The sequence below is a fragment of the Pseudomonas sp. YuFO20 genome (assembly GCF_035064975.1).
Lineage (GTDB): Bacteria > Pseudomonadota > Gammaproteobacteria > Pseudomonadales > Pseudomonadaceae > Aquipseudomonas > Aquipseudomonas putida_AE.
Window position 1 is genome coordinate 33,208 of sequence record NZ_JAXDEO010000055.1, and the last position, 11,431, is coordinate 44,638.

Sequence of the window (11,431 nt, forward strand, 5' to 3'; positions counted from 1 at the left end):
ATTGCCCTGTAGGAGCTGTCGAGTGCAACGAGGCTGCGATCTTTTAAAAGGCAGCGCCTACAGGTTTCAGTTATCAGAAGTGGAAGTTGGTACTCAGCAACGCAGTCCGGCCCGCCGCCTGGTTGGCGAAGTGCGTGGAGAACGCCTTGTCGTAGTAGGTGACGTCGGTCAGGTTCTGCACGTTCAGTTGCAGGTCGATGTTCTTGGTCAGCTTGTAGGCGGCCATCGCGTCGTAACGCACATAGTCGTTGACCATGGTGGTGTTGGCCACGCTGCCGAACACGTCGTCGACATAGAACGCACCGCCACCGATGGTCAGCTTCGGCGTGACCTGGTAGGTCGTCCACAGGCTGGCGCTGTTTTTCGGCGTGTTAGGCAGTTCGTTGCCATCGTTGGCCGCACCCAGCGGACCACCGTCAACCTGCTCGCTGTCCATGTAGGCGTAACCGGCGAAGACTTGCCATTTGTCGGTGAGCTTGCCGGTGGCCGACAGCTCGACACCTTGCACGCGGGTCTTGCCGGCGTTTTCGTACGAGGTGGTATCGACCTGCACACGGGCGTTGTCTTTCTCGGTGCGGAAGATATCCGCGGTCAAGGACAGACGATCGTTCAGCAGATCCCACTTGGTACCGATTTCGTAGTTCTTGGTGGTTTCCGGCTCCATGTCGCTGCTCAGCAGGTTGCCGTTACGATCCGGAGTGCCGCCCAGCGGGTTGCCGTCCTGACCTTCGCCAAGCGTGGAGCCCGGAGGCGTCGCGGACGTTGCGTAGGACGCATAGATACTGCCGTTTTCCGCGGGTTTGTAGACCACACCGAACTGACCGGTAACGAACTCGCTGACGTCATCGCCCTTGGAAGTCGTGGTGCCGGCGGCATTATAGGTCTTGTAGTCGGTGTCGAAATGGTCGTAGCGCAGGCCCATGTTCACCAACCACTGATCGGACAACGTCAGGGTGTCGAACACGTAAAGCGCGTAGGTTTTACCCGTGGTGTCGGTGCCGGCGTAGTTGCGGCTGATCGAACCGTTCCATGGATCGTTCGGGTTCGGGTTCGCCAGCGAGGTGCAGTTGTAGCCACTTGGTGCGCCGATGATTGCCGGGTTGCAAGTGGTGGTGGCTGCGGGTGTCCCCGGCGTGGTGTCGGTGTTGACGGTGTACGAGGACTTCTTGCTTTCCTCGCGGCTCAACTCGATACCGGTCGCGAAGCTGTTCTTGAAGCCGGCGATGTAGACATCACCGAACAGGTCGGTCTGGTTGGTGGTGGTATCGGTGTTGCTGACACGGGTGTTGGCCCGACGCCAGACGGTGCCGTTGTTGACGTTGCCCTTGCTGTCGTCCGGCTGGGTCAGGATGTAGTCCTGCATGCTGCTACCGTGGCGCAGGGTGTTCTTGACGGTCAGTGCGTCGTTCAGGTCGTGCTCGACGGCGATGGTCGCGGTGTCGGTACGGCCCTTGCGGAAGTCACGATCGGTCAGGCCGTAGAAGTTGCTGCTGTCGCCGCCGGCGTAAGGCTTGTCCGGATTGGACTTGGTACGGGCAGCGGAGCCACCGGCCGGGATGGTGTAGGGAATACCCGAGTCCGGCGTGTCGTTGCTTTCCAGGTGGTAGTAGTCAAGGTTGACGCGGGTGTCGGTGCCAAGGCCAAAGGCCAGCGATGGTGCGACGCCCCAGCGATCGTAATCGACGCTTTCACGGCCGGCGACGTTGCTTTCGTGGCTCATCAGGTTCAGACGACCGGCAGCGGTGTCGGAGAACTGGTAGTTGCCGTCCATGGTGTAGCGCTGGGTCTGGTCCGAACCCCAGGTAAAACCACCGTCGAACGAGTCGCCCAGGTGCGCTTTCTTGCTCACCAGGTTGATGCTGCCGCCGGCAGCGCCGCGACCGCCAATGGCCGAGTTCGGGCCCTTGCTCACTTCGATCGATTCAACGGCGAAGATTTCGCGGCTCTGCGAACCGGTATCGCGCACGCCGTCCAGGTAGGTGTCCCCCTGGGCATCGAAGCCACGGATGAAAGGACGGTCGCCCTGTGGGTTGCCGCCTTCGCCAGCACCGAAGGTGATGCCTGGAACGGTACGCAGTGCGTCCTGCATGTTCAGGGCACCGGTGTCCTTGAGGACCTGCTGCGGGATGACGGTGATCGAGCGCGGAGTGTCTACCAGCGGCGCGGTGTACTTGGGCGAGGAGGCTTTCTCGACGTTGTAGGAGGTCTCGTCCTGGGCTTCGCCGGTGATCGCGGTAGCGCCCAGCGAAATGGTGTTGCTCGGCGCTTTCTCGTCGGTTTTTTCAGCGGCGAAAGCCATGTGGCCCGCAGAGCCGGCCGTGATTGCCACGCCAATGGCGCAAGTGAGCAGACGCGGTGAACTGACCGGTAGTTGTGGGTGCTGACGTGACATTTTTTATTCCCCTCCCCAAGGATTTGAGGCGGCGGAATATAGGGTAAACACGTATTCGTATCAATTGCGAAACATTACTATTCGCACTGAATTTACATTCTTTACAATTTAACCTTACGGTTTTTGCTGTTTCATTCGTCTGGCGGGTTTTACACAGGCAATAAGAATCAATACCATTGGCACCCTTTTGCTTTCAGGTGCTTGCCCCATGCTGCTGCACATTCCCGGCTTGTTCGAAAAAGAAGAAGTGCAGCGCATTCGTGAGGCCCTGCAACAGGCCGATTGGGCCGATGGCAAGATCACCGCCGGCTATCAATCGGCCAAGGCCAAGCACAACCTGCAGCTGCCGGAAGGTCATCCGCTGGCCAAGGAAATCGGCGCGGCCATGCTGGAGCGGCTGTGGAAGAATCCGCAGTTCATGTCGGCGGCATTGCCGCACAAGGTGTTTCCGCCGTTGCTGAACTGTTACACGGCCGGCGGCAGTTTCGACTTCCACATCGACAACGCCGTGCGCCAGCCCAAGGGCAGTATCGAACGGGTGCGCACCGACCTTTCTGCCACGCTGTTCTTCAGCGAACCCGAGGACTACGACGGCGGCGAACTGGAAATCCAGGACACCTACGGCACCCAGCGCGTGAAGTTGCCGGCTGGGGACATGGTGCTGTACCCCGGCACCAGCCTGCACAAGGTCAATGCGGTTACCCGAGGTACACGTTACGCCTCGTTCTTCTGGACCCAGAGCCTGGTGCGCGAAGACAGCCAGCGTGCCCTGTTATTCGAGATGGACGGGGCGATCCGGCAGTTGACCGAGGACGTGCCGGATCACCCTTCGCTGATTCGCCTGACCGGTACCTATCACAACCTGTTGCGTCGCTGGGTCGAGGTATGAGTTTTCAATTGCGTCGCGAGGAAGTCTTCGACGGCGATGCGCTCAAATCCATGCTTGATGAAAGCCCGGCCCGTGCTGCCCAAGCCATTTTGATGGCTGCCCGCGAAAACCTCCTCGATGCCCAGGCGTTGCTCGGGCAGATTCTGCTGGACGGGCAGGGGATCGCCCAGGATCAGCCGCTGGCCGTGCGCTGGTTTGACATCGCCGCCCGGCGTGGACATCTGATGGCGCGCAACATGCTCGGGCGTTGTCATGAGCATGGTTGGGGCTGCGAGGCGGATGCCGCTGTTGCCGCCGTACACTATCGCCAGGCTGCAGAAGCCGGGCTGGATTGGGCGATGTACAACTACGCCAATCTGCTGGCGACCGGGCGTGGGGTGGTTGAGGATCAACTGCAGGCGCTCAACCTCTATCGCCGCGCGGCTGAGCTGGGCCACGCGAAGTCGATGAATCTGCTGGGGCGATATCTGGAAGAAGGGCAGGTGTGCCCTGCGGACCCGGCGGCGGCCCGTGACTGGTATCGGCGTTCGGCCGAGGGTGGGGATTTTCGCGGGCAGTTCAGCTTTGCGGCGGTGTTGGCTGATGAAGGGAATGTCGATCAAGCGCTGGTTTGGCTACGTAAGGCGCTGATCACCGGGAATCTGAATTTTCTGCGGGTGGCGAGCGGGGCGCTGATGAGCGCCACGGATCCGCGCATCCAGATGCTGGCGAACGATTACCGCCGCCGCTGCACCGAACTCGCCTCGGTCCTGTAGGAGCCGGCTTGCTGGCGATTAACGGTCACGCGGTATATCTGGTTAACCGCGGTGCCTGGATCGCCAGCAAGCCGGCTCCTACAGGGTTGTGGTGGGTCGATATTTTGTAATCACCCACAAAAAAGCCCATGACACGTCATGGGCTTTTTGATTTCTGCGTGCAGTCTTACACGTAGAACGACTTCAGCGGCGGAAAGCCATTGAACTCGACGGCGCTGTAGCTGGTGGTGTACGCACCGGTCGACAGCCAGTACAGGCGATCACCGATGGCCAGGTTCAGCGGCAGGCCGTACTTGTAGTTCTCGTACATGATGTCGGCGCTGTCGCAGGTAGGACCGGCGATGACGACTTCTTCCATCTCGCCTTTCTTTTCGGTCCAGATCGGGAACTTGATGGCTTCGTCCATGGTTTCGATCAGGCCGGAGAACTTGCCCACGTCCGTGTACACCCAACGCTCGACGGCGGTACGGGATTTACGCGCGACCAGCACCACTTCGCTGACCAGGATTCCGGCGTTGGCGATCAGCGAACGGCCCGGCTCCAGGATGATTTCCGGCAGGTCGTCGCCGAAATCTTCCTTGAGGAAGCGAATGATTTCTTCGGCGTAGGTTTCCAGGCTGTTGGTGCGGGTGATGTAGTTGGCCGGGAAGCCACCGCCCATGTTGATCAGCTTCAGGACGATGCCGTCTTCTTCCTTCAGGCGCTCGAAGATCACCTTGACCTTGGCGATCGCGGCGTCCCAGACGCTGATGTCGCGCTGCTGCGAGCCAACGTGGAAGGAGATGCCGTACGGCACCAGGCCCAGGTCACGGGCGAGGATCAGCAGGTCCATGGCCATGTCGGTCTGGCAGCCGAATTTGCGCGACAAAGGCCAGTCGGCGGTGGTCGAGCCTTCGGTCAGGATACGTACGTAGACTTTCGAACCCGGTGCGGCCTTTGCGATGTTGCGCAGGTCGGCTTCGGAGTCGGTGGCATACAGGCGCACGCCCTTCTCGTAGAAGTAGCGGATGTCCTTGGATTTCTTGATGGTGTTGCCGTAGCTGATCTGGTCGGCGCTGACGCCGCGGCTCAGCACTTTGTCCAGCTCGTAGATCGAGGCGATGTCGAAGCTCGAGCCTTTCTCTTTGAGCAGGTCGATGATTTCCACGGCCGGGTTGGCCTTGACCGCGTAGTAGACCTTGGCGAATTCGAAACCGGCGCGCAGGTCATCGTAGGCCTGGCTGATCATCGCGGTGTCGATCACCACGAACGGGGTTTCTTGCTTGTCGGCGAACGCCTTCATTTTCTGAAAGGTTTCGCGCGCGAAATAATCTTCGACCTGGATCGACATGCTGGGAACTCCTACTGGCAAACTGAAATTATCAATGGGTGCAAATGAACGTCCTCCGTATCCCCACTTTGGTTCGCCTACTTCCCAAGGCATGTCGCCGAAAGCAAAAAGGCCATGGGGAAGCGCTGCTTTCCCTTGGCCTTGCTGTCTCGTCGTCAGTACTTGAGCCGGATGGATCGTTTCCAGCATGGACGTTCGGCGCGAACTTTAGGGCGTGAGGGGCTTGAGATCAACAAAAAATGTCGCGTTTTTACACGCATCCGTCGTGCGGTCCCCGACAGCTACTGGTGTAAAGGACCTATGTGACGGTGTGATGTTCCCGTTGCAGGGAGATTTGAGGTGTTTCAGGGGGATTTGTGGTGTGCCATTCGCGAGCAAGCCCGCTCCCACACTCAACCGCGTTCACTCATCGGAGTGCGGGCGAAATGTGGGAGCGGGCTTGGTCCGGGCGGCGTTCCGACGAAGGCGTCAGATCAGGCGACAGCAGTTTCTGCTGGCGAAACAATACTGGTCTTGCCCCCACGGGACTTGCCAGAGCTCAAGTATTCGGCAATCGACTCCTGAGTCACCTCACCCAAAAACACCCGCTCGGCATCCATCACCGGCAACCACGAGCGATTGAACTCATACATGCGCGACAACAGGATGCGCAAATGCTCGTCATACGCCGCCGTGGCGTTGAACTCACGCAGATACTGCCCGCAAGTGCCGCTCTGACGGTGCAGGTCGCGACGACGCACATAACCCAGCGCCTTGTTCTCGGCACAGGTGACCACCACATAGCGACGGTCATGCTCGTCCATCAATTCCAGCGCATCGGCCACCGGCGTTTCCGGGCTTACCGACGGCGCGTTGTCCGCCGCATCTTCGGCTTTCACCAGCAACAGACGCTTGAGGGTGCTGTCCTGGCCGACGAAATTGCTGACGAAATCGTCCGCCGGGTGCGCCAACAGGGTGTCCGGATGGTCGATCTGCAGCAGTTTGCCGGCGCGGAAGATCGCGATCTTGTCGCCCAGCTTGATGGCTTCGTCGATGTCGTGGCTGACCATGATCACGGTCTTGTTCAGCGCTCGCTGCATCTCGAAGAACTCGTTCTGGATCATCTCGCGGTTGATCGGGTCGACCGCGCCGAACGGTTCGTCCATCAGCAACAGCGGTGCATCGGCGGCCAGTGCGCGAATCACGCCGATCCGCTGTTGCTGGCCACCGGACAGTTCCCGCGGGTAGCGATGCAGGTACTGCTTGGGTTCCAGCTTGATCATGCTCATCAACTCGCGGGCGCGGTCGTGGCATTTCTGTTTGTCCCAGCCAAGCAGCTTGGGCACCACGACGATGTTTTCTTCGATGGTCATGTTGGGGAACAGGCCGATCTGCTGGATCACATAACCGATGTTACGGCGCAGGGTCACTTCGTCGAGGCCGGTGGTGTCTTCGCCATTGATCAGGATCTTGCCCGAGGTCGGTTTGATCAGGCGGTTGATCATCTTCAGCGTGGTGCTCTTGCCGCAACCCGATGGCCCGAGGAACACGCAAATCTCGCCTTCATTGACGGTCAGGCTCACCGAGTCCACGGCTTTCACGTCTTTACCGTTGCTTTGGAAGGTCTTGCTGAGGTTTTGAAGTTCGATCATTTGAGCAGTCCTTTTGGAGTCAGCGAGCGTTGCAGCCATTGCAGAAGCAGGTCGGCGAAGATGGCCAGGAGGCTGACCAGCACGGCGCCGACGATCAGCATCGACATGTCGCTGCGGCTGATGGAAGCGAGGATGAGTACGCCGAGGCCACCGGCGCCGATGGTGGCGGCGATGGTCATGACGCCGATGTTCATGACCACGGCGGTGCGCACACCGGCGAGGATCACCGGCACGGCAATCGGCAGTTCGACCATGCGCAGGCGTTGGCCGAAGGTCATGCCGATGCCGCGCGCGGCTTCGCGGATGCCCGGTTCGACGTTGGTCAGGGCCAGGTAGGTGTTACGCATGATCGGCAGCAGCGAATACAGGAATACCGCGGTGATGGCCGGCATCGGGCCCAGGCCTTGGCCGAACTTGGAGTAGAACGGCAGCAGCAGGCCGAACAGGGCAATCGACGGCACGGTCAGCAGCACCGTGGCGCTGGCCTGGAGCGGGCCGGCGAGCGTCGGGAAACGCGTCATCAACACGCCCAGCGGCACACCGACCACGATCGCCAGGGTCACGGCGATGCCCACCAGGGTGATGTGTTGTCCGGTCAGGTGCAGTACCTGTGCCCAGTCGAGGTGGGAAAAGGCGTTGAGAAATTCCATGGCTTTTCCTCCTTATTTGATTGGATGCTGGCGCAGGAAATCTGCGGCAACGGACGAAGGACTTTGGTGATCCACGTCGACCCGTGCATTGAGCTCGCGCATGGTGTTGTCGTCGAACAGTTCAGCCAGCGGCTTGAGCTGTTCGGCCAATTGCGGATGCGCATCGAGGTAGGCCTGGCGCACCACGGGCGCGGCGGTGTAGTCGGGGAAGTAGTGCTTGTCGTCTTCCAGCAGCTTGAGCTTGAAGGCGTTCAAGCGACCGTCGGTGGTGTAGACCAGACCGGCGAATACTTGACCGTTGCGCAGGGCGGTGTAGACCAGGCCGGCGTCCATCTGGCGGATGTTCTTGCGGGTCAGGCTCATGTCGTACAGCTTGACCATGCCATCCAGACCGTCGGAACGGTTGACGAACTCGGTGTCCAGCGCCACCAGATTGTTGGTCCTGGCTTCATCGCGCAGCACCTTGTTCAGATCGCTGATGCTGTGGATCTGCGGGTATTTATCCGCGACGTTTTTCGGCAGGGCGAGGGCATAGGTGTTGCTGAATTTCGACGGGGTCAGCCAGACCAGGCCTTTTTTCCCGTCGAGTTCTTTCACCCGGGCGTAGGACTGTTCGCTGTCGAGTTTTTCCGTCACATGGTTGTAGGCCACCAGCGACACGCCGGTGTATTCCCAGAGCATGTCCAGCTGTCCGCTTTCGTGGGCGCTGCGGGCCAGATTGCTGCCCAGGCCGCCGGTCACCTGCACGTCATAACCCTTGGTGCGCAGGTACTGGGAGGTGATCTCCGCCAGCAGCGTCTGTTCGGTGAACACCCGGGCGCCGATGCGGATCAACGGTTTTTCCGCGGCTTGGGCAAATCCTGCGAACAGCAGGACGCAGCCCAGTAAAAAGCTTGAAGTCTTCATGATGATTCCTTTGCCGAGGCTTAAGACGGGCGCAAACCGCGTTCGAGCCAGAGACGGCTGGCGATTGTCACCAGGCCATCGAGCAGCAACGCCAGCAGGGCGGTGCAGGCCGCGCCCAGCAGCAGTTGCGGCTGGTTGTTCAGGGCGATGCCGGGGAAGATCAGGCTGCCCAGGCTGTTGGCGCCGATCAGGAACGCCAGTGGCGCGGTACCCACGTTGATCGCCAGGGCCACGCGCACGCCACCGATGATGATCGGCACGGCATTCGGCAGTTCGACCCGCCACAGCACTTGAGACGGGGTCATGCCGATGCCGACGGCGGCTTCCTTGAGCGAACCCTGGACGTTTTTCAGGCCTTCGTAGGTGTTGCGCACGATGGGCAACAGTGAAGCGAGGAACAGGGCGAAGATCGCGGGGCCGCTGCCGATGCCGAGGATGCCCAGGGCGATGGCCAGTACGGCGAGAGGCGGCACGGTGTTGCCGATGTTGAAGAGCTGCATGAAGCGCTCGGCGCGGCCCACCATGCTCGGGCGGCTGAGGAAGATGCCGGCGGGGATGCCCACAACGAGGGCGGCCAGCATGGAAGCGAGGACGAGAATCAGATGAGCTTGCAGGTAAAACAACAAATCGTCGCGGTAGTGTTCGATCGTGTTGATGCCGATCCAGTGGATCAGCAGGGCCAGAAGGGCGATTACCAGCGCGCCTCCTATCAGCCCTTTGCCATAGCGAATAGCCACAGGCGGACTCCTTTTTTTCAGTCGGCGAACACTTTCCCGTGTGGCAACGCCATTCCTGGCTGCCGAAAAAGTGATCGCGAGATGCAGCTCATGCCGAGCGCTTTCCACTGTAGGAGCGAGCTTGCTCGCGATGGGCGTCAACGATAACGCTGGGTACCTGAATGTACGCGTTGTCTGGACGTTTTTCGCGAGCAAGCTCGCTCCTACAGAGGGCTAGCGCACGGCTATCGAGCCATGAGCACAGCCTCGTCAGGCTGAAATGCGGGTGTTTCAGGCCCCCGACGAGTGGTCGTTACGGGGGAGTGGACGTCTCCGTGCTTTAAAAGGTTCCCATCTACGGCAGCATTTGGCCACCCCTGATGTGCTCAACGGTTCGGTTATTGACTCAACTTGGGCTATAATCTGCGCCCTTTTTTGAATCACCTGCCAGGCGATTTCCCATGACCAAACAGGCCGCCGAAGTCGCGAAACGCCGCACTTTCGCCATTATTTCCCACCCCGATGCCGGTAAGACCACCATCACCGAGAAGCTCTTGCTGATGGGCAAGGCGATTGCGGTAGCCGGTACGGTGAAATCTCGTAAATCCGACCGCCATGCCACCTCCGACTGGATGGAAATGGAAAAACAACGGGGTATTTCCATTACTACGTCGGTCATGCAGTTCCCGTATCGCGAGCACATGATCAACCTGCTCGACACCCCGGGCCACGAAGACTTCTCCGAAGATACCTACCGCACCCTGACGGCAGTGGACTCGGCCTTGATGGTCCTCGACGGCGGTAAGGGCGTTGAGCCACGGACCATCGCCCTGATGGACGTCTGCCGTCTGCGCGACACGCCGATCGTCAGCTTCATCAACAAACTCGACCGTGACATCCGCGACCCGATCGAACTGCTCGACGAAATCGAAGCGGTCCTCAAGATCAAGGCCGCGCCGATCACCTGGCCGATCGGCTGCTACCGTGACTTCAAAGGCGTGTATCACCTCGCCGACGACTACATCATCGTCTACACCGCCGGTCACGGCCACGAGCGCACCGAAACCAAAATCATCGAGAAGCTCGATTCCGATGAAGCCCGCGCGCACCTGGGTGACGAATACGAGCGTTTCATCGAGCAGCTGGAGCTGGTGCAGGGTGCCTGCCACGAGTTCAACCAGCAGGAATTCCTCGATGGCCAGCTGACCCCGGTGTTCTTCGGTACCGCACTGGGCAACTTCGGTGTCGACCACGTACTCGACGCCGTCGTTGACTGGGCGCCACGCCCACTGGCACGGGTTGCCAACGAGCGCACCGTGGAACCGGTGGAAGAGAAGTTCTCGGGCTTCATCTTCAAGATCCAGGCGAACATGGACCCGAAACACCGCGACCGTATCGCCTTCATGCGCATCTGCTCCGGCAAGTACGAAAAAGGCATGAAGATGCGCCACGTGCGCACCGGCAAGGACGTGCGCATCGGCGATGCGCTGACCTTCTTCTCCTCCGAGCGTGAGCAACTGGAAGAAGCGTTTGCCGGGGACATCATCGGCCTGCACAACCACGGCACCATCCAGATCGGCGACACCTTCAGCGAAGGCGAAGTCCTGGGTTTCACCGGCATCCCGCACTTCGCGCCGGAACTGTTCCGCCGCGTACGCCTGAAGGACCCGCTGAAATCCAAGCAACTGCGCCAGGGCCTGCAACAGCTGGCCGAAGAAGGCGCGACCCAGGTGTTCTTCCCGGAACGCAGCAACGACATCATCCTCGGCGCCGTCGGTGTGCTGCAGTTCGACGTGGTCGCCAGCCGCCTGAAGGAGGAATACAAGGTCGAGTGCTCCTACGAGCCAATCACCGTTTATTCCGCGCGCTGGATCGAATGCAGCGACAAGAAGAAGCTTGAGGAATTCTCCAACAAGGCCGTGGAAAACCTGGCACTGGACGGCGGCGGTCACCTGACCTACCTCGCGCCTACCCGGGTCAACCTGGCCCTGATGGAAGAGCGCTGGCCGGACGTGAAATTCCGCGCGACGCGCGAGCATCACTAAGCGCTACAGCAAAGGCGAAGCTTTCTGGCTTCGCCTTTTTTACAATCAAAAGATCGCAGCCTCCGGCAGCTCCTACATTGATCCGTGTAGGAGCTGCCGAAGGCTGCGACCTTTTGA

Annotated in this window: 9 protein-coding genes; 3 read left to right on the forward strand and 6 right to left on the reverse strand. The window is 60.1% G+C overall.

Annotated features, from left to right (window positions below; translation table 11 throughout):
- Positions 1–73 precede the first annotated feature (73 nt).
- The gene (locus SOP85_RS25190) at positions 74–2,392 is read right to left on the reverse strand and encodes a TonB-dependent receptor (RefSeq protein ID WP_323605504.1); all 2,319 of its coding nucleotides are present in this window, start codon (positions 2,390–2,392) and stop codon (positions 74–76) included.
- Between the two features lie 208 nt (positions 2,393–2,600).
- Here SOP85_RS25190 and SOP85_RS25195 point away from each other — a divergent pair, with 208 nt between their 5' ends.
- Together SOP85_RS25195 and SOP85_RS25200 are read left to right on the forward strand one after the other, a co-directional pair.
- Positions 2,601–3,281: a Fe2+-dependent dioxygenase gene (locus SOP85_RS25195; protein ID WP_046820599.1), complete on the forward strand. Its 681-nt coding sequence runs from the start codon at positions 2,601–2,603 to the stop codon at positions 3,279–3,281.
- Positions 3,278–4,036 carry a tetratricopeptide repeat protein gene (locus SOP85_RS25200; RefSeq protein WP_323605505.1) on the forward strand — a complete coding sequence of 253 codons (759 nt, stop codon included), beginning with the start codon at positions 3,278–3,280 and terminating at the stop codon, positions 4,034–4,036. The genes SOP85_RS25195 and SOP85_RS25200 overlap by 4 nt, the downstream gene beginning before the upstream one ends.
- Positions 4,037–4,202: 166 nt before the next feature.
- Here the strand turns inward: SOP85_RS25200 and SOP85_RS25205 are convergent, their stop codons facing one another.
- The 5 genes from SOP85_RS25205 to SOP85_RS25225 all read right to left on the reverse strand — a co-directional run bounded on the left by SOP85_RS25205 (position 4,203) and on the right by SOP85_RS25225 (position 9,290).
- Complete coding sequence (locus tag SOP85_RS25205) at positions 4,203–5,366, reverse strand: type III PLP-dependent enzyme (protein WP_046820597.1); 1,164 nt, start codon at positions 5,364–5,366, stop codon at positions 4,203–4,205.
- A gap of 473 nt (positions 5,367–5,839) precedes the next feature.
- Positions 5,840–6,997 carry an osmoprotectant ABC transporter ATP-binding protein OsmV gene (locus SOP85_RS25210; RefSeq protein ID WP_323628586.1) on the reverse strand — a complete coding sequence of 386 codons (1,158 nt, stop codon included), beginning with the start codon at positions 6,995–6,997 and terminating at the stop codon, positions 5,840–5,842.
- Complete coding sequence (locus SOP85_RS25215; RefSeq protein WP_046820595.1) at positions 6,994–7,647, reverse strand: ABC transporter permease; 654 nt, start codon at positions 7,645–7,647, stop codon at positions 6,994–6,996. Before SOP85_RS25215 ends, SOP85_RS25210 begins: the two co-directional genes overlap by 4 nt.
- 12 nt (positions 7,648–7,659) lie before the next feature.
- Positions 7,660–8,553 (reverse strand): glycine betaine ABC transporter substrate-binding protein, encoded by an 894-nt coding sequence (locus SOP85_RS25220; RefSeq protein ID WP_323628587.1) that lies wholly within the window; start codon positions 8,551–8,553, stop codon positions 7,660–7,662.
- Positions 8,554–8,573: 20 nt separating this feature from the next.
- Positions 8,574–9,290 carry an ABC transporter permease gene (locus SOP85_RS25225; protein ID WP_323605508.1) on the reverse strand — a complete coding sequence of 239 codons (717 nt, stop codon included), beginning with the start codon at positions 9,288–9,290 and terminating at the stop codon, positions 8,574–8,576.
- Between the two features lie 440 nt (positions 9,291–9,730).
- Here SOP85_RS25225 and SOP85_RS25230 point away from each other — a divergent pair, with 440 nt between their 5' ends.
- A complete protein-coding gene (locus SOP85_RS25230; RefSeq protein ID WP_060541686.1) occupies positions 9,731–11,314 on the forward strand; it encodes a peptide chain release factor 3 in 1,584 nt (527 codons plus the stop codon).
- Positions 11,315–11,431: the final 117 nt, after the last annotated feature.